Annotated in this window: 19 protein-coding genes, 2 tRNA genes and 1 rRNA gene; 17 read left to right on the forward strand and 5 right to left on the reverse strand. The window is 23.8% G+C overall.

The window, feature by feature from the left end:
- Positions 1-50: 50 nt before the first annotated feature.
- Together MCAN360_RS00845 and MCAN360_RS05165 are read right to left on the reverse strand one after the other, a co-directional pair.
- A complete protein-coding gene (locus MCAN360_RS00845) occupies positions 51-692 on the reverse strand; it encodes a hypothetical protein (protein WP_045433482.1) in 642 nt (213 codons plus the stop codon).
- Positions 692-1,696, reverse strand: coding sequence for a nicotinate phosphoribosyltransferase (locus tag MCAN360_RS05165; RefSeq protein ID WP_045433485.1), 1,005 nt, complete (start codon positions 1,694-1,696; stop codon positions 692-694). Before MCAN360_RS05165 ends, MCAN360_RS00845 begins: the two co-directional genes overlap by 1 nt.
- A 138-nt stretch (positions 1,697-1,834) precedes the next feature.
- Here MCAN360_RS05165 and MCAN360_RS05170 point away from each other — a divergent pair, with 138 nt between their 5' ends.
- Entirely contained in the window at positions 1,835-2,209 is a 375-nt protein-coding gene (locus tag MCAN360_RS05170; protein ID WP_045433488.1) for a hypothetical protein, read from the forward strand.
- Positions 2,210-2,234: 25 nt separating this feature from the next.
- Here MCAN360_RS05170 and yidC read toward each other — a convergent pair whose 3' ends face one another.
- From yidC to rpmH, 3 genes are read right to left on the reverse strand one after another with little or no spacing between them, the layout of a single operon-like run.
- Positions 2,235-4,295 carry a membrane protein insertase YidC gene (gene yidC / locus MCAN360_RS05175; RefSeq protein WP_045433491.1) on the reverse strand — a complete coding sequence of 687 codons (2,061 nt, stop codon included), beginning with the start codon at positions 4,293-4,295 and terminating at the stop codon, positions 2,235-2,237.
- Positions 4,279-4,611: a ribonuclease P protein component gene (gene rnpA / locus MCAN360_RS05180; protein ID WP_045433493.1), complete on the reverse strand. Its 333-nt coding sequence runs from the start codon at positions 4,609-4,611 to the stop codon at positions 4,279-4,281. Before rnpA ends, yidC begins: the two co-directional genes overlap by 17 nt.
- A gap of 39 nt (positions 4,612-4,650) precedes the next feature.
- Positions 4,651-4,797: a 50S ribosomal protein L34 gene (rpmH, locus tag MCAN360_RS00870; RefSeq protein ID WP_002881399.1), complete on the reverse strand. Its 147-nt coding sequence runs from the start codon at positions 4,795-4,797 to the stop codon at positions 4,651-4,653.
- A gap of 343 nt (positions 4,798-5,140) precedes the next feature.
- On the opposite strand from rpmH, the gene dnaA reads away from it, so the two are divergent.
- The 16 genes from dnaA to MCAN360_RS05195 all read left to right on the forward strand — a co-directional run bounded on the left by dnaA (position 5,141) and on the right by MCAN360_RS05195 (position 22,659).
- Positions 5,141-6,502, forward strand: coding sequence for a chromosomal replication initiator protein DnaA (gene dnaA, locus MCAN360_RS00875; protein WP_045433498.1), 1,362 nt, complete (start codon positions 5,141-5,143; stop codon positions 6,500-6,502).
- An 18-nt stretch (positions 6,503-6,520) separates the two neighbouring features.
- A complete protein-coding gene (gene dnaN / locus MCAN360_RS00880; RefSeq protein WP_045433501.1) occupies positions 6,521-7,618 on the forward strand; it encodes a DNA polymerase III subunit beta in 1,098 nt (365 codons plus the stop codon).
- Positions 7,618-7,842, forward strand: a complete 225-nt coding sequence (locus tag MCAN360_RS00885; protein WP_045433504.1) for an RNA-binding S4 domain-containing protein — start codon at positions 7,618-7,620, stop codon at positions 7,840-7,842. The genes dnaN and MCAN360_RS00885 overlap by 1 nt, the downstream gene beginning before the upstream one ends.
- A gap of 68 nt (positions 7,843-7,910) precedes the next feature.
- A complete protein-coding gene (gene rpmB, locus MCAN360_RS00890) occupies positions 7,911-8,108 on the forward strand; it encodes a 50S ribosomal protein L28 (protein ID WP_045433507.1) in 198 nt (65 codons plus the stop codon).
- A gap of 71 nt (positions 8,109-8,179) precedes the next feature.
- Entirely contained in the window at positions 8,180-8,878 is a 699-nt protein-coding gene (locus tag MCAN360_RS00895) for a 5'-methylthioadenosine/S-adenosylhomocysteine nucleosidase family protein (protein ID WP_045433510.1), read from the forward strand.
- Positions 8,878-9,645 carry a TatD family hydrolase gene (locus tag MCAN360_RS00900; protein ID WP_045433513.1) on the forward strand — a complete coding sequence of 256 codons (768 nt, stop codon included), beginning with the start codon at positions 8,878-8,880 and terminating at the stop codon, positions 9,643-9,645. The genes MCAN360_RS00895 and MCAN360_RS00900 overlap by 1 nt, the downstream gene beginning before the upstream one ends.
- 4 nt (positions 9,646-9,649) lie before the next feature.
- Positions 9,650-10,423 carry a 16S rRNA (adenine(1518)-N(6)/adenine(1519)-N(6))-dimethyltransferase RsmA gene (rsmA, locus tag MCAN360_RS00905; protein ID WP_045433516.1) on the forward strand — a complete coding sequence of 258 codons (774 nt, stop codon included), beginning with the start codon at positions 9,650-9,652 and terminating at the stop codon, positions 10,421-10,423.
- A 323-nt stretch (positions 10,424-10,746) separates the two neighbouring features.
- Entirely contained in the window at positions 10,747-15,492 is a 4,746-nt protein-coding gene (locus tag MCAN360_RS05185; RefSeq protein WP_045433519.1) for a GA module-containing protein, read from the forward strand.
- Positions 15,493-15,679: 187 nt separating this feature from the next.
- A tRNA-Cys gene (locus MCAN360_RS00915) sits at positions 15,680-15,754 on the forward strand.
- Between the two features lie 6 nt (positions 15,755-15,760).
- Positions 15,761-15,837, forward strand: a tRNA-Arg gene (locus tag MCAN360_RS00920).
- A 264-nt stretch (positions 15,838-16,101) separates the two neighbouring features.
- Complete coding sequence (locus tag MCAN360_RS00925; RefSeq protein ID WP_084111370.1) at positions 16,102-16,896, forward strand: dimethylarginine dimethylaminohydrolase family protein; 795 nt, start codon at positions 16,102-16,104, stop codon at positions 16,894-16,896.
- A gap of 226 nt (positions 16,897-17,122) precedes the next feature.
- Entirely contained in the window at positions 17,123-18,922 is a 1,800-nt protein-coding gene (lepA, locus tag MCAN360_RS00930) for a translation elongation factor 4 (RefSeq protein WP_045433523.1), read from the forward strand.
- A gap of 17 nt (positions 18,923-18,939) precedes the next feature.
- Positions 18,940-19,839: an MSC_0882 family membrane protein gene (locus MCAN360_RS05190; RefSeq protein WP_045433526.1), complete on the forward strand. Its 900-nt coding sequence runs from the start codon at positions 18,940-18,942 to the stop codon at positions 19,837-19,839.
- Between the two features lie 4 nt (positions 19,840-19,843).
- On the forward strand, positions 19,844-20,068 hold the full coding sequence (locus MCAN360_RS00940; RefSeq protein ID WP_045433529.1) for a YneF family protein: 225 nt from the start codon (positions 19,844-19,846) through the stop codon (positions 20,066-20,068).
- Positions 20,069-20,160: 92 nt separating this feature from the next.
- A 5S ribosomal RNA gene (gene rrf / locus MCAN360_RS00945) occupies positions 20,161-20,264 on the forward strand.
- A 73-nt stretch (positions 20,265-20,337) separates the two neighbouring features.
- Positions 20,338-22,659: an MAG2960 family serine endopeptidase lipoprotein gene (locus tag MCAN360_RS05195; protein WP_102032219.1), complete on the forward strand. Its 2,322-nt coding sequence runs from the start codon at positions 20,338-20,340 to the stop codon at positions 22,657-22,659.
- Positions 22,660-22,661 lie beyond the last annotated feature (2 nt).

The raw sequence follows: 22,661 nt of genomic DNA on the forward strand, positions 1-22,661 counted from the left end.
ATTAGATTTTCTTATTAAAAAGATAATCTAATTTTTTTTGAGCTTTAAAATTAATTCTTAGTAATATATTTTTCATAAATATAATCATCAGCAGCGTGATAAATTTCTCTTATGTATTCAAAATAAATCTTATATTTTTTTAAATCTCCTTTTCATATAAATTTTTTATTTAAACTTTTTGAAAAATCAATTACTAAATAAAGGTCAAAAAAGCCATATTCTTTAATTCCATCAATTATCATTTTTTGCATTAACATTCTTACTTTTGGTGAAGTAATATCAATTTCTTTTTTGTAATGTTTATTTTCAATTTCAGCAAATGCTGCAAAGTAAATATTTAAACTTGGTATTTCAGAACTATAGTCATTTAAAAATAAATTATTAATATTTTTTTCTTCTTCGCTTAAGCTTATTTCTGAAAAAATTTTGTTAACATCTACAGCATTTTTTGCATATTTATTTTCTTGCTTTATAATTAAAAATATTTTTATAATAATTAATATAAATAGCAAAATAAATATTGAACCAAAAACATAAGAAGCAATACGTCCACCTTTATTTATCTGACCAAAAATATTTGAAGCTGTTAAAAATAAAATAATACCAATTGCTAAAAATAAAAATATTATAAAAAATCCAAAAATATTAAAAGCAATATCTTTTTTTATTCTTGTTTTAGTTTCTTTATCCATTATTCCTCCATGTTTTGATATATTTTTAGTTTATCATTTTTTAAATACCCACGACCCTCTTTAGCAATTAATTTATTATCTAATTTAGTAGCATCAGCACTAAAATTAACTCATATTTTTAAAAGCGATGCTCCAACCCCATAAATATCCACTGGCGTATTATCTTCTTCAAATTCTTTAATTCTTTTTGCATTAAAACCTGAAGATACAGCAATTTTAACATGTTTTCCGTTGTTTTTATCTAGTGCTTCTCTTAATCTTTTTACTTGATTTTGAGTAACGCCATATTCAGCTTCTCCTTCTTTAAACATTTTATCTATTAAAGCTTTTGAAGTATCAATTCTAACAGCTTTTAATTTATTTTTAAATACTTTTAAACAAGCTAGTGAATCAGAAATAACATCATTATGAAAATCAACTAGAGCATATAAATCATCATTTGGGAATGTTTTAGCATAGGCTTGAGTAGCTTTTATAATATCTCCTTCAAACATTTGAATTAGCGCATGCGGCATACTTCCAAAAGTTCTTTTTATATCATGATTAGAAGCACCTAATGTTGAATGATTAATAATGCCTCCAATTTTTAAAGCATAAGCATCATTTTTTTGATTAATATAATGATCAGCACGATCAGCCATGCTAATAACTTTTTTGCCATTAGCTGCCTTTATTGTGTGATAAGCATTTGTAGCAATTGAGGTTTGGCGAGCTAAAATTCCATCAATAATTCCTTCTCAAATTCCAAAGTCATAATAATGTCCTTCTAATTCTAAAACAACCTCACGATTTTGAATGATCGAACCTTCTTCAAGATATCTAATTGTGTATTTTGAAATATCAGTGTTTTTTCTTAGTAAATCAATAACTTCATTTATTCCACATAATTTAACATCATTATGACGCTGAAAAAATTGTAATGTTACAATTTGATTTTTCCGGTATTTTTGAGCTATTTTTTTAGTTTTAAAAAAATAAATTGATATATAGTCTTTAATTTTCATTAAAACCTTCTTTTGAATAAATTTGTATCAGTATATTGTAAATAATGTACTTAATTTATTAGTAAAAATAATATAATATATTAAATTATATAATATTAAGCATTCTAAAAAACAATTTAAGAATCTAAGGAAAAAAATATGGAAAAAAATAATTCTAAAAAAAGTCTTAGCTGAAAAGATAGAAATTTACAATTTATATTTGGTATTTTATTTTTAATTTTTTTAGTTTCATTAATTAGTGTTTTATTAATTGTTTATCAAAATAAAAAACCATTAACCTCAAATATTACTTATATTTTTGTTATTATTTTGTTTATTTTTTCTTGTCTAGCTTTAATTATAAATTCTTATTATGGTATCAAGTTTGCTAAAAAACAAAATAATAAAAAATTAGAAATATTATTTTTATTGTCAACTATTTTTATAATTCCGTTTGTGTCTTTATATGCAATTTTTGCTTCAGCAACAATAATGTTAAATTATAATTCACCAAAATATAAAAAAAATCTGTAGGTTTGTTAACTTACAGATTTTTATTTTAATCAGCTTTAAATAAGAAAGGTTGTAATTTATTTTTGTATCATTTTGTTTTTTGAATATAATGAACAATAATATGTTGAACAATTGTGAATATACCACCTATTATTCAATAAATTTGCAATCCAGCACTAAAGAATAATCCAAAAATTGCGAAAATAATAGGTATTAAAATTGCTTTCTTATTTGACTTCTTCATTGCTGCTCTTTGATAAGCATCAGCCCGTAGAGATTTCTTTTTATTTAACTTTAATATCTTAGGCATAAATTGAGCAATTATTTGAATTACTACAGAAAGGATAACAATTGGTAGATATTGTAATTCCCCAACTTTAAAAATTCTAAAAATTGATGTAGCTGAAAATTGAATTGAATATAAAGTTGCTTGTTTGATTTCGGGCGATGTTGAAATAATTCTAAATACAACAATTAAAATTGGTAATGTTATAAATGAATTTATAAGTTGTGAAAGAGGCGAAATTTTTTCTTTTTTATAAAGTTCGCTTATTTCCATTTGTTTACGTTGTTGCATTTGTTTGTCGCCACGGTAGGCTTCATATTTGGCATCAATTTTTGCTTTCTTTTGATTTAATTCTTCCATTTTAGCTGCACTAAAAATAGTTTTAGCAGTTAAGAAGAATGTAATAATTCTAACGATAACAACAGTTATAACTAAAGCAAGTACAACACTTCATCCGGTTGTATTTAAGCTTCTCATAATAGAATTCATAAATTGCGAAAATGGATATACAAATAATCCATAAAAAGGACCTTGTTGTCAATGTTCTTTATATGTACTAATTGGTTTTTGAGCAACAAAACTATCTGCTGATAATAATCTATTTTTTCATGCATCAGGCTTGTAATTACCCAATTCATTAACTGGCGAAAAAGTAAATAAATTAATATCTTTACCTAAGTTTTTATCAAATATAGTGTAATTTTTTTGAGAAATAGATGTCATAGTTGCATAGTTTTTCATCATTGAAGATGTAGATAAAAATAATTTATTTAATTTTTTCCCTTCATCTTCTGAAAGATTTTTATCAGCACCAATTAAATCTTTATAAGATAAAATAAATTTGTTTCATTCTTTAATTAATTCATTTTTATCAAGATTCTTTAATTTCTCAATACTAATATTATTTTTTGTTGAAATTAAATCAGCAAAACCAGATCTATTATTTGTATCTTGTGATCAAATTTTGAACGTTTCAGAAACCAATGTTGTGAAAATATCTGCTAAAAGAGTGTTATAAATATTTGATTCTGAAATCGAATTTAAGGAAACTTTTGCTAACTTTAATTCCTTTAAATGCGAGTAATCTGTTTTAGCATCAAATGTATATTGAGGAGTAGCATTTGGATCTGTTTCTACATTTGTATATTTTTTATAATTTTCAAATTTGATTGAAAGAGGTAAATAAATGTCATTTATTTTATTTACTGGTGTATAAAATTTAGTTTTACCTTGTCCTTTTTCGTCACCAAAGTTGATATAGATGTGGTTTTTACCATTACCATAAACAACTCCTCTTTTTCCATCCTCATTTTGAATGTTTATATTAGAAATATTTTTTCAATCTTCTTTTGAGTTAGGGCGAGGTGTAGAATTATTATCTTTTTGTTTTTGGAGTTGTAAGGCGAATGAAGAACCACCATAAATTCCATATTGACCACCGTTTTTAGCATCTTGTTCTCTTAAAGCTTGAATTTGTTTTTCATCTTCAAGCCCAAGATAGCTATTGACAATAACACCAGAATCTTTATTTATATTAGGTACAAAAAATTCATTTTTTTCCTTATTTCATCTTAATGTTGCGATATTTGGTGAAATATAACTACTTTTTGAATATATTTCTTGACCCGAACCAACTTTTGTTCCAGATTTTGTGGCAAAAGACTGAACACAGCCTACTAAACCAACACTTATGATTAAGGTTATTAAAATTATTTTAATTCACTTTCAAACCTTTTTTCAAATAGATTTAGGCTGTTTACTTTCTGGCTTTTGGTTAATTCTAAAAGAATTGTAATGTTTAGAACTACTTTTCTTTGCCATCAGTTATCCTTTCATAGATTTTATGCACTGCTAAAACTTTTTCGTCTCATGATAGAGTAAAAAAGTTTTTTCTAGCTATTATAATGGTGTCATAATTAATTTTACTAATATCCATTTTTCTTAGAATTGCTCTAATTTGATTTCTATAATGATTTCTTTCAACAGCATTTGCAAATTGTTTTGGTATAGAAATTCCGGCTCTAAAAAAATTAGATTTATTAAAATAAATAATTAAATTTCTTGAAATGACTTGTTTATGTCCATTAAGAATTTTTTGAAATTCTCAATTTTTTTTAACAGTATTTTTTTTATTCATATTTATTTTTAAAGATGTAAAAAAATGTATCAAAATTTATTATTTTTCATCTGATACAGTTAGTTTATGTCTTCCTTTTGCACGTCTAGCTGCTAAAACTTTACGGCCATTTTTAGTTTGCATTCTAGCCATAAAACCGTGAACTTTAATGTGTTTACGTTTTTTTGGTTGATAAGTTCTTTTCATGAATATCTCCTTTTGCTTAATGTTTATTAAAAATACTGTTATTATTTTACCAAAAAATCAAAAAAAATATTAATTGCAAGTTATTAATTAATAAATTAATAAATATTAAAGATTATTAATCAGAATTATGTAGTTTAAAAAATAAATTTTTTTAAAAGTTTTATACATTTTTTGGTTATTTGTTTTTAAAATGTCAATAATTAAAAAATTTATCTTTTTCAACTTAATTCAAGTAGAAATATTTTTTTATTTAATGTTTGTAAAATGTTAATAACTTACAATATTTAAAATTCTATGTTAAAAAAATGTTAAATAAAAATATAATAAAATATAATTTCAAAATATGAAATTTCAAGAAAAAGAGTTAGATTTAGACATTAGCAACGAAATTTTTCAAAAAGAATTAAAAAGTAATGCCAGTTCTCCAATGGTTTATGATAATTTTTTTTCACAAATTAAGTTAGTTAGTTTAGATGGCAATAATGCATATGTTTTGACACCTGAATATTTAATTGAGTTTTTTAGATTAAGATTTTATCAAGATATTCAAAGAGTACTAAGTAATTCTTTAGAAAAAAAAGTGACATTAAATTTTATTTCTTCACTTGATGAAATAAAAAATCTTCCGAACAAAAGTGTATTAGGTGAAAATAATAATTTTGAAAAACACATTAATGTAACTAGTAATTTAACGTTCGAAAATTATGCAACTAGTAATTTTAATAAAATGGCTTTAAAGGCAGCTAAACAAATTTGTGAAGAATATAATGAAAATTACAATCCACTTTTTATTTATTCAAGTAGCGGTTTAGGGAAAACTCATTTACTTCATGCTATTGGCAATGAATTAACATTAAAAGAAAAAAAATGCTTATATATAAATCCTGATAGTTTAACAAGAAGATTAGTTGAACAACTAAAGTTAAAAAATCAAGAGCAAATTAATAAAATAGTTGATGAGTTAACTTCTTATGATTGTTTAATGTTTGACGACGTTCAACAATATGGTAACAAAGAAAGTACATTGAATGTTCTTTTTAATATTATTAATATAATGAAAGCAAACAAAAAACAAATTATATTTTGCGCTGATAAAAAACCTAGTGATCTTGGCGGATTTGAACAGAGATTTCTAACAAGATTTGAAGGCGGATTATCAATTGAAATTAATAATCTTCAGTTTGAAGATGTCCTTTCTATTTTAAAGTTCAAATTAAAAGAAAATGGAATTGATTTTAATTTATGAGAAGAAGAGTCTTTAAAGTATGTTGCAAGAAATTTTTCTTCTTCAATTAGAGCGATTGAAGGAGCGATAAGTAGAATTAAGCTATTTGCTGATGGCGATGATTTTTTTACTTACGATATAAGAACTATTCAAAATATATTTAAAAATGTTACAAAAGCTGTTGAAAATATAACTCCTGAAAAAGTTATTGAAACTGTATGTAAATATTATGCTGTAGATCGAAAAAAAATAATAAGTAGTACTCGTGTTCAAGAGGTGGTTATACCTAGAAAAATGCTTATTTATTTAATAAGAAAGAATTTTAATTTTACTCTTAAAGAAATTGGAAAAATGGTTGGTAATCAAGCACATTCAACAATTATTGCATCATTAAATTGGATGGAAGCAAATTTGAAAAGTAATCCATCACTAAAGTTAGCTATTGAAAAAATTCAAGATACATTAGAGAAGATAATTTAATAAATTAAGGAAAACATTATGGAATTAAAAATTAACAAATTATTATTAGATTTTGCAATAGAAAGGGTTTCAAAAGCTATTGACCCTAATCCTTTTATTCCTGAATTAAAAGGTATTTTCTTAATTGCTGAAGGAAATAAAATTACATTAATTGGTTCAAACGGAGCAATAAGTATTAAACACGAAATTACAACATCATTAGAAGCTGAAATAATTGTACCAGGAAGAATATTAGTCGATTTATCTTTATTTAGAAATATAATAAAAAAATTAGATGATGAAATAATCTTAAAATCTGAAGAAAATACATTAGAAGTACTTACTGAAAATGATCGATTTTCATTAAATTTATACAATGTCACTGAATATCCAATTATTGATTTCTCAAAATATGGCGAACAACTAAAAGTAAACTGGCAAAAGTTAAAAAATATTATTAAAAATGTATCTGTATCAGCATCAGCCTTAGAGACTAATATTATTCTTTCGTGTATTAATATTTCATGTCAAAATAAAAAAATAAAATTTGTTGCCACTGATAAATATCGTTATACCGAGGAAGTCATTGAAATTGAAAATGATATTAATTTTAATATTTCAATTCTAGCCAAAAATTTAAAGGATGCTTTGAATTTCGAATATAACGGTGACGTTATTTTGAATATATCTGATCAAAAAATTTCATTTGAAATTGATAATACTACAATTGAATCAAAAGTAGTTGATCAAGTATATTTAGATGTTTCAAAAATATTACCTAAAAATTTTGCTTATTATTTAACAATTTCAAAAAAAGAATTGAATAATTTGTTAAATAAAGCTTCTGTAATTATTACTGAAAACTACAATAAAATAAGATTATTTATTCAAGGAGATACTTTAACTATTTCATCAACCCGCGAAGAAATAGCAAATGCTGAAATAAAAACTCAAAAATTTTCATATTCAGATATTGAACTTAAGCTTGCTTTAAATTCAAAATTTTTAAAAGAAGCAATTCAAAGTTTTGATGATGAAATTAAATTATCATTTACTGCTGATAAAATGAGAATTGTTATTACTTCAGAATCAAATCCTAATTTATATCATCTAATTACACCACAAAGAGGTTTTTAATGAAAATTGAAATAATTGGAGATGAAATTAAATTAAGCCAGTTTTTAAAAAAAATAAATTTATGTAGAACTGGCGGAATGACTAAATTTTTTCTAAATATTCACACTGTTAAAATTAATGATCGTGTTGCAAATGGGAGAAATGCTAAAATAAGAGTCGGAGATACTGTTTGAGTGGATGATCAAATTTATATTATTAAGCGAGCTATAGAACAAAAACAATAAAAAAAATAAAAAAATTAATTTAATATAAAATATTAACTATACTTATTTACAAAATTTAAGGAGAAATAATGCCAGGAAGAGATAGATTAACAGGTCAAAAATCATTAAGTGGAAACAAAAGATCACATGCTTTAAATACCTCAAAAAGAACATTTGACCTTAACTTGCAAAAAGTAACCGTTTCAACTGGGAACGGATCTAAAAAGACTATAAAAGTTACTGCAAAAAACGCTAGAACATTAAAAAAATACGGTTTAGTAGCTTAATTTTCCATATTATAATAAGTTCTTGGATTACCAAGAATTTTTTATTATTTATTTATAAAAGGAAGTTTTTAATGAAAAAAATAACATTATTTGTATTTGCTGAAAAAGAAGAAATCGAACATGATAAATTTGGCCATTTATTGGTTAAAAAAATATTTGAAATAAATAACATAACATTATCTATTTTTTTTAGTAAAGAATTAAATAAAGAATATGCACTACTAATTTGTGGTGTTGGAAAAAGTAACTCTTCTTTTGCTTTAACAAATGCTATTAATAAATTAGAAAGTAGTGATTATTTTGTTTCTAATATTATTAATATAGGCCCAGTTGGTTCTTTGTGTAAAAATGAAATTGGAAAGGCATTTTTAGTTGAAAAATGTTATTTTTTTGATGTTAATTTAACTTTTATACCCAATTATAAATTAGGGCAACTTCCAAATAATGAATATTTATTCAAAACATCAAATGATTTAAATAATTTTATTTTTAAAAAACACAATTTAAGCTTTAAAAATATTTTAAGTGCAGATAAATTTTTTTCAAAAGATGATATTCAAACTATTGAAAATAACTTTAAAAATATAGATTTAGTTGACATGGAAATCTGTAGTTTAGTAAATTGTGCAATTAAGTTAAATAAAAAAATATCTTCAATTAAAATAGTTTCAGATATTTTAATTGAAGAAGAAAATTCTTATTTAGCAAAAGCCAATATTTGAAAAAATGAAATTAAAAAAATATTTTTATTTATTTTAAAGGAGATTTAATGAAAAAATATATTGATATTCATACTCATCCATTTAAAGAATATTACGATAATCCTTTTGAAGTTGTTAATGATTGAAAAAAACAAAATATGGAAAAATTATTTATTGTTGGTACTTCTAAAGATGATTGTATTGAGCTTTTGGAGCTTTGTAAAAAAGATAATAATTTTTTATACCCAATTATAGGTATTCATCCTACTTTATCAAACGGAAAAAGTGATGGAGAGTTTCTTCAATCTATTATAACTGACGATGTAATCGGGATTGGTGAAATAGGTTTAGATTATCATTATGATGATTCTCCTAAAAAAAATATTCAAATTGAATCATTTGAGTCACAACTAGAAGTTGCAAAAAAAAATAATATTGTCGCAATGCTACATATTCGTGATGCTCTTGAGGATGCTTTTGAAATTATTACTCAAGATAAATATAAAAATCTAAAAATTGTTCTTCATTCATTTAGTGGAGATAAAGAATATGTAAAAAAAATATTACCTTTTAAGAATATTTATTTTTCAATATCTGGAGTTGTTACTTTTAAAAATGCAAAATCCTTACAAGAAGCAGTTTTAGAAATCCCAATTGATAGAATTTTTTGTGAAACTGATACACCATATTTAACACCCACCCCTATGCGTGGAAAACCTAATATTAGCCCTTATGTTTCTTATACATATCAATATATAGCTAATTTAAAAAATATTTCTGAAGATTTTTTTATTAAACAAGTAAGAGATAATATTAAAAAAGTTTTCGGAGTATAAAAAAATGGAAATAAAAGCAAAAAAAAGTTTTGGTCAAAATTTTTTAATTAATAAAAAAATACAAGAAAAAATTGTTCAAGCCGGTAATGTTGTTAATGAAAATGTAATTGAAATAGGTCCAGGACTAGGAGCCCTTACTAATTTATTAATTCCAAAAGTCAAAACACTAGAAGCTTATGAACTAGATAAAGAAATATACAATTTATGAATTAATAAAAGTCTAAACAATAATATTGTTTTTTTAAATCAGGACTTTTTAGAAGCTAACCTAATTTCTGATTTTAAAAAAGTTATTATTGGTAACATTCCTTACAACATAACTTCATTAATTATTTTTAAATTAATTGAAAACTATTTATTTATTAAAAGGGCTGTCATTATGGTTCAAAAAGAAGTTGGTGAAAGATTGATAGCATCTCCAAATTCCAAAAACTATAGTAAGTTAACTGTATCGCTTCAAAGCATCGCAAAAGTTTCTAAAATTTTAATTGCTAAGGCAGGTGATTTTAATCCAGCTCCTAAAGTTGATTCAATGGTTGTTAAGATTGAATTTTTTGACAAAATAGACTTTGATTTAAAAAAATTTTTAGATTTTGTTAAACTTTGTTTTCAATTTAAAAGAAAAACACTAGTTAATAATCTATTAAAAAAATACGATAAAGAAAAAATTATTAGTGTTCTAAAATTAAACAATATTGATTTATTAACTAGACCTGAAAATTTAAATGTTAATCAATATAAGTTATTATTTAACGAATTTTTAAAATTTGAAATTTAAGAAAAAACCTCTAAAAAAGAACATAAATGCGTTTTTTTTATTTTTTTAAAATATAATAATTGATATATTTGAACTAGAATATATTGACAAGCAACCCACAAGCTTGTTTTTTATTTATATTTAATTAAGGTAAGTTTTTATAATAATTTATTAATTATTTTTTATATTTTTATTCATTTTTTGTTAAAAACAAGTTCTTTTTTTTTTTTTGAAAATACTCATAAAATTAAATAAAAATAATTAAAAAAATAAATTATAAGTAATTTAAAAAAATTACTATTTTTAGGTTATTAAAATCTATAAAAAAATATATAAGGATATATATGAAAAAATCAACTAAAAGAAAAATAATAAAATCGTTTGCTGCTTTAGCTACCACAACTACTGTAGCTGCGACAGCTACTTTGGTTATAAATTTAAATAAATTAAGTAATGAAGAAATTAAAAAAATTATTTCAGATATTGAATCAGAAACTAAAAAAAATAATGATGAAATAAACCTTTTAGATGAAAATTATAATTCAGTTGATACTTTAAAAATTGCTATTGAAAACGCCTTAAAAAATCTAGAAATTTTTAAAAAGTCACTTACCCTTTTAAACAAGGAAGATTATTTAAAATATGAAAAAATTCAATTGGTATTAAATAATTTAAAACAAAGTATTAGTAATTTAGAAACTAAAATTGAAACTTCAAAAATAAGATTAAATCAAAATATAAAAAATCTAGACAACGTTGTTCAAAATGCGAAACAAACCTCGGAAAAAGCTATCCAAAGATTACAAAGTACATCAATAATTAATGTGCCGGGGTTAAACGAAGCTAATCTTGAATTACAAAATGCTTTAAAAGAAGTTGAAGAAGCCAAAAAGCAAGCTAAAGATTCAAAAAATCATATTGATAATTTAGTAAAAATTAGTCAAAAAGTTCAAAAAGCTGACCAAAAAGTTAAAAAACTAATTAAAGAATCTGAAGGATTAACAAAAGAACAATTAAAAGATAGACAAATTGAGGAAATCGAAAACCACATCAATTTATTAAATGTAAAAATTGATAATTCAAATAAGGAAAATTTATCTTTAACTGAAATTAAAAAATTAATCGATGATTTTGAAAAAACATTGCCAGTTGCAATTGATGCAAAAGATTATATTAAACGCTTCGAAGATGAAGATTTATTAAATAAAAACAGTGAGTTAGAAAAAGTTATTTTGGAAGCTGAAGAAGTTTTAAAAACTTTAAAACAAAAAGAAGAAAATTTAAAAAATAAAATTAACGAAAGTTTGTTGAATATTGAACAAAAAGAAAATGATTCTAAATCTAAAATTAATTTAAGCCAAGATTTTGATACTTTAGAAAATGAATTTAATGAAGCTAATTTGCGTCTTTTAAATGAAATTAAAAATCTTAAAAATCAAATTGAAAATAGTGACTTTGAAGAAGCAAAAAATAAACTTGTCGAAATTGAAAATAAAAATAAGCAAAACAATGAAAACTCATTAAACAAACTAAAACAAATAGTTTTAGATGATTTAAATTTAGCAAAGTATTTAACCGAAGAGCAAACATCTGAATTTAAAAAAATAATAAATAACGCTAAAAATCCAACAGAATTAAAAGATATTTCTAAAAAAATAAAATTAGATAATCAAAAAGCCAAAGAAATACTTGAATTAAACAAGTATAGAAACGAAGTTAAAAACTTACTTAACTCTGAAAATATACATTTATCACAAGACCAAAAAAACAGTTTTAATTTATTATTAGATCAAGCAAATGATCGCCAAAAAATCGATAAAATTAAAAAAGATTTTGAACTTGAAAATAAAAAAATGAATGCAATTAAAGAAATTGAAGAATTATTTAAAAATGAGTCAGATAAAAAATCTGGATTTGAAGAACAAATTAATAAACAAACTGACATCGATGAAATCGATGCGATTTTATTCGAAGCAAAAGGCGAAAAAATCAAAGTTTTAATTTCAAAAGCTAAAGCAAATGTTAATAAATTAAATTGAATTGGAGATAAAGAAAAAAGTTTAGTTAAAAAAGAATTTGATAATTTAAAAACTGAAAATCAAATACAAATTAACCTTAAAGAAATTGAGCAAAAAAATATCGATAAAGAAACATTGTTTAATTCTAAAATTAAGAATTCAGAAGAATTTGAAGAATCTTATATAGATAAAATAAAAAATGATTTTATTAATGAAATCGATAAACAAAAATATATAACAATTCAAGAAGAATTTACAAAATTAGAAGAATCTAAAAAACAAATCAAACAAAGAATACAAAAAGAATTAAATTTCTTAGGTGATATAGATAAAAATAAATTTATTAGTGATCTAAAAACTAAAACAGATTTAATTGAAACAAAGAAAATTGAACAAAATGCTTCAGAACTTAATTCCTTTAAACAAAATTTAATTGACAATCTTAAAAAACTTTCTAATTTAGAAATTCAAGAAAAAAATGAGGCTGAAAATAAAATTAAAAATGCTATCTCGAAGGCCGCAGCACAACAAATTTATGATGACTTATTATTAAAATCTCAAAAAGAAAGCATTAAAAAAGAATTAGATACCTTAGAAGATTTAGGTAGTGATAAGCAGAAACTTTTGTCTTCAATCGCTACTTCAAAAAACAAACAAGATTTAGATACAATTCTTAAAAACGCTAAGGAAAAAAACGATTTAAATAAACACAAGAAAGAAACAATAAATAATATTAAAAAATTAAATTTAATTTCTGAAAACAAAAAGAGAAAATATGAAGAAGAAATTAATAAACAAGTTAATAAAAACGGAGTTTCTTCAGTGTTTAAAAAAGCCGAAGAGCTAAATAATTACAAAAAAGGAAAAGAAGCTAATAATTTAAATTTAAATGAAATTTGAAATGAAACAACAAAAAATGAATTTAATAAAAAATTAGTAGAATCTGAAACAAAAGAAAAAGTAGACAGTCTGCTTGAAGAATATTCAAATTGAAATAAAAAAGTTGTTGATGCTAAAAGCGAAATTCAAAATTTAAATAATTTATCACAAGAACAAAAAGATAATTTTAAAAATCAACTTAAAGGCAAAAAAGAAAAAGAAATTCAACCTATTATTGATAACGCACGTGAACTAGATAATTTAGAAAAATCTAAAAAAAGAGTTTCTGAAATTGATAGATTAGAATATTTAACTAAATCTGAAAAAAGTGCCTTTAAACAATCTATTGAAAGTAAAAATGAAATATCAGATATTGAAAAAGAACTAGAAAAGGCAACTAATACAAATAAATTTAAAAGAGATTTAACAAATAAAATCGACAGTGAAAATGATTTTAATTTGTTAACAAATGCAATTAAAGAAGATTTTAAACATAAAATTAAAACAACATATGAAAAAGCAGAAGCTGAACAAAAATTTAATGATCTTAAGAGTTTAAATACTCAAAAGCAAAAAATTTTAGATTTAATAACTTTATCAAACACTATTACTTCAAAAGGTAAGGAACTTTTAACTCAAAAATTAAAAGAAAATGATAACCCATCTAATATTAATATAATCAAAAACGAAATTAACGTTTGGGATCAAGAATCGAAAAAAAATGATGATTTAATTGATTTTATAAAAACAATTAAGCAAGAAATTTTAGATTTATTTGGAAATAATTCGAAAATAAAAAATGTTATAGATGATTTTCAACCGTTAATAGATAATAATATTAAAAATACCCAAGATACAATTAATAGACTAAAAGAAAAAAATTCTTGACTTAATAATGAAGGGATAAAACGTAAGTTTAATAATTTTACTGACAAAATGCCTGCTTATTTTGAGGATATAAAATTAAATATAATTAATAGTCCTGGATCTGATTTTATTGATATAGATAAACTAATTGAAAATAAAATTAAAGTTGCAAGAGATTTAGACAAATTTGAATCACTATTTAACAAAATAAATTCTAAATTTAATAATATTATTAATCATGATAAATTAGAACAAAACAATAGAAAGTCAAAAGAAATTATAGATTGAATAAATGAAAGAATATCATTAGTTTTTGAATTTAAACAGTTAAAAAATAAAATTGAATCTTTTAAGAAATATAACAGAGAAAATTACGAATTCGAAATAGAAGATGCTCTTAAAATTAAAGATAACACAGAATTATCAAAAAAATATAACATAATAAACCAAAAATTAGATCAAGAAATTAGTAAAAATATTACTTTAAAAAATAATTTCATCATTCTTAAAAAAGAATTAGAAAAAAATATTAAAAAATTAAAAGATAGAAATATTACTGATATTACTAGTCCAACTATTGAAGAATTAAAAAACTCTCATGAGCAAATTATTAAGAAATTTGAATATCAAAAAAATAATTTTCAACAAGAATTTGATAATAAAGATAACGACAAAAGTTTTGAAACAATTAATTCTGAGATAGCTAGATCTAATAGTTCTCTTCAAATATATGCTCAAATTTATTCAGAAATATATGATTATATAGAAAGTCATATAGATGCAACAAAAAAAGAATATAAAAAAGAATTATGACAATATTTCGAAAAAATGACAAAAGAATCTAGAAAAATATTAGAATTTTCTAGAAATAATACAATTCTAGAGTCGATAGAAAAAAAGAAAGAAAATTTATATAAAACTTTAGATGAAATTAAAGAAGAAATTTTTAAGCAAGAAATAATTAATTTAATTGGTGATGGTTATTGATTTAAAGATTCCGGTTTTCTAAAAATAAATAATGCCTATATTGATTTAGTAAGTTCACCGAAACCAACAATAAAATTTGTTACAAATAAATATCAATCAAAATTTTACCCACATATGAAAATTAATTTTAATTATTCTAAACATGAATATATACAATGAAATAAAACATATAATTGATATGGAACGGTTGAATTTTATAGTGGTGAATCAAAAAATATAAAATATAGACTAAAAAATATAAATGTAATTACAAGATTAAAATCAAAACCTAATAAAGAAACCGAAAAACCTGTATTAGATAAAAAAATAACAAAGAACGATTTAGAAAAAATTAATTAAATTTTATAAATTTAGTCAGTTAATTTTTTTATTTAATAATATTGTTTTAATTTTCTAACTACTTGAATAATTTAAAAAATTAAAAATATGACGTAGCTATAATAAAATTAACGTCATATTTTTATTTTTGATCTTTTACAATAAAAAAATAAAATGATGTATAATATTATAGCAATAAATAAGTGTTGCCACCATAGCCAAACGGCCAAGGCATAGGTCTGCAACACCTTGATTACCGGTTCGAATCCGGTTGGTGGCTCCAATAAATGCGCCCGTAGCTCAATTGGACAGAGTGTTTGGTTACGGCCCAAGAGGTTGCGGGTTCGACTCCTGCCGGGCGCGCCAAATCAACAAGTTGACTTATTAAAACGCTTTTTGCGTTTTTTATTTTTTTTAATTATTCTAAAAACTTAGTATTTAATTATTTTTTATGATAAGTTTAACCTAATAAAGTAAACTAAAAGTTGTTTTAATTTAATTAACTCAACATCTATGATTAGTTATAAAATTAAGATTTTTTTTGTTATTAATGTTACACTAATAATGTAAGAGTATTTTATAAATTCTTCTTACACAAAAAAATTAAGGAGCATTATAAGTTAAATTAAAATGATACAAATGAAAAATAAATTTAAAAACGTAATTGTTAAAACCCCTGCGTCTTCAATGGTTGATGGTATTACATCAGCACCAGAACTAGGCAAACCAATTTATGACCTTGCTTTAGTTCAACACGAAAAATATATTGAAGCATTAAAAAGCTGTGGTGTTAATGTAACAATATGTCCAAAAAATGAACAATTCCCAGATTCATGTTTTGTTGAGGATACTGCAGTTATTGTAACTGGCGAAATAGCAATTTTATCGAATCCAGGTGCAGAATCTCGTAATGGTGAAAAACATGAAATGTTACCATATTTAGAAAAGTTTTTTGACAAAGATCATTTATTTAAAATTGAATCACCAGGTACATTAGATGGTGGTGATGTTATGATGGTCGGAGATACATACTATGTAGGTATGTCAGAAAGAACAAATCGTGAAGGGATCCGTCAATTCCACAATATTTTAGCTACTGTAGGTAAAAAATGTATTCCAGTTCCTATGACTGAAATGTTACATTTAAAAACAGGTGTAAACTATTTAGAACATAATAATTTATTAATTTCTGGTGAATTTTTACATTACCCAACATTTAAAGATTTTAATCAAATAGTTGTGGATCCATCAGAAGGTTATGCAGCAAATTGCATTTGAGTAAATGAAACAGTTATCGTTCCTGAAGGATATCCAAATGTTCTAAAAGCTGTTCAAGATTTAGGAATCTATAGAGTTATTACTTGCGACACATCTGAATATAAAAAATTAGATGGTGGATTGAGTTGTTTATCTTTAAGATTTTAATTTAAAATGCTATAAGAAACTTTGTTACAATCAGTAACAAAGTTTTCATTTTAAATTAAGCTTATTTTTTAACTTAATAATCTTTTTAAAATAAAAATTAAAATTTCTTTTTTTCGTGAGTTTCATATTTTTATAGTTTAAATCATTAATTTTAAAAAATTTTTATAACTCATACAATGTATAGTTATGAATTTTTATTATTTTTTTATATATAATATATAAAAATATGACAAACTCAAAAATTAGAAATTTTGCAATTATTGCACATATTGATCATGGTAAAAGTACTCTTGCTGATAGGATTTTAGAATTTACTAATACAATTAGCATGCGTGAATCAAAACCGCAGATTTTAGATTCAATGGATTTAGAACAAGAACGTGGAATAACGATTAAATTAAATGCTGTGCAAATTAAATATAAAGATTATATTTTTCATTTAATTGATACCCCAGGACATGTTGATTTTACTTATGAAGTAAGTAGAAGTTTAGCGGCTTGCGAAGGCGCAATTTTATTAGTTGATGCAACGCAAGGAATTCAAGCTCAAACATTAGCTAATGTTTATTTAGCTATTGAAAATAACCTTGAAATTATTCCGGTTATTAACAAAGTTGATTTAGTCAGCGCTGATCCTGAAAGAGTAAAAAAAGAAATAGAAAATATAATTGGTATTGATGCTTCGGATGCAATATTAATTTCAGCTAAGACTGGAATTAATATTGATAAAGTTATTGATGCTATTATTAAAAGAATTCCTTGTCCTAAAGAAGCTGATATTTCAAAACCATTACAAGGTTTAATTTTTGATAGCTATTTTGATAATTATCGTGGAGTAGTTATTTATACAAGAATATTTAACGGTGAAATCAAGGTTGGCGATAATATCTATTTTATGCAAACAAAAAAGACTTATTCAGTTACTGAATTAGGTGTTAAAAACCCGAATGAAGAGAAAAAAGAAAAATTATCTGCTGGTGAAGTCGGTTGGATTGCTGCTTCTATTCGTGATGTGAAAGATGTTGCAGTTGGAGATACAATAACATTATTAAATAATCAAGCCTTTTATCCTTTACCAGGATATAAAAAAATGAAACCAGTTGTTTACACCGGATTTTATCCAATTGATACAAGAGATTACAACGCTCTAAAAGATGCACTTGAAAAAATAAGCTTATCAGATTCATCAATCGTTTGAGAACCTGAAACATCAAAGGCATTGGGTTTTGGTTTTAGAATTGGTTTTCTAGGCTTATTACATATGGATGTATTACAAGAAAGACTTGAAAGAGAATTTAATCTTGATATTCTTGCTACAGCACCGTCTGTTGAATTTGTTATAACATTAACAAATGGAGAAGTTGAATATATAACTAATCCATCCTTATTTCCGGATAGAAGTCTTATTAAAACAATTGAAGAGCCGTATATTAAAGCTTCAATTATGTTAACTGAAGAATATATTGGACCAATTATGGAATTATGTCAATCTAAACGTGGTAAATATATTGACATAGAGTATTTAGATGATAAACGTCGTCGTTTAATCTATGAACTTCCATTGAATGAAACAATTTTTGATTTTTTTGATTTAATGAAAAGTTATTCAAAAGGTTATGCTTCATTTGATTATGAACACATCGGATTAAAAGAGAGTGATTTAGTTAAAGTTGATATCTTATTAAACGGCGAAAAAATTGATGCTTTAGCTTTAATAACACACCGTGATTTTGCTTATTCTAAAAGTCGTGAATTAGCTGAAAAATTAAAAGAAGTGGTGCCGAGAAAAAATTTTGAAATTCCAATTCAAGCAGCAATTGGTGGTAAAATTATAGCCAGAGAAACAATTAAAGCTTATCGTAAAGATGTTACTGCCAAACTTTATGGTGGGGATGTTACAAGACGTCAAAAACTTCTTAAAAAACAAAAAGAAGGCAAGAAGAGAATGAAACAAATAGGTAGTGTTGAAGTTCCTCAGGAAGCATTTTTAGCTATTTTAAAAACAGATACGAATAATAAAAAATAAATAGGGAGGGCTTTAAAATGGATATTAAACCAATTATCTCAGGTGAAAAAGAGGATAATAAAAAATTTTCCATTAAGAGAGATGAAACAAATAATATGGAAAATTTAGAGATAAAAACAAAATCATTGCCTTCAAATGTCAAAAAAACTCTTGACCCTTATGGTGTAATACCTAACGGAATCTTTAAAGTATTCGTCGCTGAAAAAAGAATAAAAAAGTTTAATATTTTATTTTTTATAACAATATTTTTTGTATCTTTAACAACAAGTTTACTTTTTGCTTTTGCTCCTAGTTTATTTCAAAAATTTTTAAAAGATGGGCAAACTAAAATTGTTTGAGGTTGATATATTATTCCATCAATTTTAGGAGTTTTATCATTTATAGCATTGATATTTGATGCAATTGAGTTAAATGGTATTAGAAGGTCAGTGGAATATTATAGAGAACAAATTAATCAAGGAATAAGTTTTACACCACCTTTTGTAATTAATTTATATGAAAAGCTTATGCGTAAACAAGTTAGAAGAACTTGATTAGTTGTAGCAATTATATTTTATTTGGGTTTGTTCACTTTAACTTTTTGAGGTTTAAAGGATAAAAAATGGGGTGCTTTAGATTTTAATAAATGAATTCATAGTTCATTTTCGAACCCCGACTTAATAGTTTATGTATTATGCTGTATAATTCTTGGTGTGTTAGTTTTGTTTATTATTGGAAGTATTAGCCGTAAAAAAAGAATGGTTGATATTCAAATGTTCTTTGGCAATGAAGTTATGAACTATAATGAATTAGCAAAAGAAAGATCAAATGCACATAAATATTGATCAAAAGTCTTTTTTATTAGTGTATTAGTTTCACTAGTTTTACCTATTATTATTTTATTAATCGTAAAAAGAATTGTAAGAAAGAAGGTGTAAGAAGATGCCAACATGAGGAATTGTTTTATTAGTTATTCTACCAATATTATTTGGTTTTATAGGTGCAATTATTGGAGTATTTATTGTTAAGAAAAAATTTGAAAAACAATTAAAAGAAAATCCACCTGTTAATGAAAAAATGATAAGAGTTATGTTCCAACAAATGGGTCGTAAAGCTTCAGAAGCGCAAATTAGACAAGTTATGCGTTCGATGAAAAATGCTAAATAAAGTAAATCAACATTTATACTATTTTTTAGTAAAAGTTGATTTTTTTTATTTAAAAAAATAAAAAATTTTTTTATTTTAGTATATAATAATACCATAGCAACCATAACGAAGGGGCCCACCTGATTCCATTCCGAACTCAGCAGTTAAGACCTTCTGTGCCGACGATACCAAACGGGAAAATAGGTCGTTGCTTTTTTTATTTATTTTTATAAATATTTTTAAAAAAATGATAATGTTAAATCAAATAAAATTCAAATTTGGAGATTATTATGAAAAAGAAATTTAAGTTATTTTTAATTAGTTCCTTTTTAATTGGGTTGCCAGTTATATCAATTTCATGCTCGAATGATAATATTAAATTAAATAAAAAAATCAGTGAAGAAAATAAAGAAAAAGATCAATCACCTGATGGAACATCACCAATTGCTCCTCAAAAAACTCCTGAAGATAAAAATAATAATTTAAATAATGAAATAAATAATAATATTAATAATAAAGATAACGAACAACCAAAACCAATTGAAATTACACCTCCTGTTGTAGATGATAAAAATGATCAAACATTAAAAGATCAAAATAAACAAAATAATAATTTAAATAATGAAATAAATAAAGATAGCAACCAAAAAAAATTGGATAATCAAATTGATAAAAAAATAAAAGATCAAGTTGAAAAAATAGAATTTAATATCAAAAATGCAGATTCACATTTTTTGTCATATGAATTTTTAAAAAGCAAAACACCTTATGAAATAATAAAACAAACTCAATCTTATAAAAAAGGACTTGAAGACATTAATAATTTCTTATATCATGGAAATAATGGCCAAGCAATTGATTATCGTTCAGGTTATAATCCAGATAAAGTAAAAGAGTTTTGGAAATATACAAAAAACGTCGGTGTGTATGGGAATTATGGAAAAACAGACGAAGAAAAAATAGCATTTTATAATGATTCTATTTCTACAGACGGAATGATAATTCAAAAATATTTATCTAATTTTCAAAATAATGAAAGATATGATACTAATCAAATTTCAATATCAACAAATGTACTCGAAAATTTAATAAAGCAAAATCCATTTGGTTTTTTACCTTCAAATTTAAGCCAATTACTTCATTATATGGATTTTGAATCTATTGAAAAAATTTTTGCATTAAAAAATATAAAAGAGGTAAAAAGTAATTTTGATGATGAAAAAGGGACTTTTGAACTTTTAATATTTGACAAAAATAATAATAAACATTATTTAAATATAAGTGCGCAAGAAATACCTAGTCTAAAGAAAAATTTTGATTTTATAAAATATATTTATGATCGTAGTTTTACAGTTACTAAAGGTACAGTTGGATGAAAAATTGATCCATTTTTTTCTAAACAAAATGGTTTAAAAGCTGAAATTAATTCAGGAACAATGTGAGTAATGGACAGAATTATTAATCCTGAATTAGAAAAGAAAGATCAATATGAATTATTAATTGCAACAAATATTCATGTTTTTAGTTTACAAAGTGTTTTTGACAAATCTATTTATTTTGAAAAAAATTCTAATAATTCTAGAGAAAAAGAATGGAATGCTGGTTTTTGAGATCCGATCGCATCGTACAATGTTGATTCAAGTGGAAAAATAATATTAAGCAATAATAGATCATTAGTAAATTTTACCGGTACTAGAGGTGAATTTACCTATCCTACGAAAAATAACATCCCTGTTTTTACAAGAGGATCAGGAAATTATTTTCCTACATTTAATGCATATTCACAATATTTAGATGCACCATACTACACTCCGAGATATAAAGCAACCGGTATTTTTGCAAAAAATATTACAGTAGGTCCTAAATTTTTAGAAGAATATAATAAAGAAACTAGACACAGAGCAACAAAAAATGCAGGTGCTGATTTTGTTTTACTACGTTTAAAAATTCATAAACAAAATTTAAAAAATATCTTACCCGATTTAGAATGAAGAATCGGAACACCTGAAGAAAAAAATTGGTATATAGGAGTTGGAAAAAATGAATTATTTAGTCCTATTAAAACACAATTTTATGGTGGATATCCAGCTACAATAAATGATAATTTTGAACCTCAGAATTCTCTTGAGTTTAAATATAACAAATCAATTGGTGGAATAATAAATGCTCAAACGCGCGTGATTGATGAAGATAATTATAAACCGTTGTGAGTAAGATATAAAGAGAATGAAAATAAAGATTGAAATTCACACAATGAAAATTGAAAAAAATACACAGAACCATTTATTAAGAATGAACATGGAATGCCAAAGTGAGTTTTAACACAACATTCACAACTTTATACACATATTCCTTATGAAAAACGTTTTAATGCTTTAACTTTCGGCTCTTCAGGTTCGATGGCAATTGATTCTTCATTTAATTTAATTGGAATCAATTATTTATTTACTCAAGATTCAACATATAATACATATACAAATGGAATAAGTTTAATGGAAGGTCATTCTACTTACTCAGATGGTTTTAATGGTAACATAAGGGAAGATATAATTAAAAAAATTAAAAATGATAATCTTGAAACAGTTAAAATTAATCCAAAAAATAAAGTATAAAT

The sequence above is a fragment of the Metamycoplasma canadense genome (genome assembly GCF_000828855.1).
GTDB lineage: Bacteria > Bacillota_I > Bacilli_A > Mycoplasmatales > Metamycoplasmataceae > Metamycoplasma > Metamycoplasma canadense.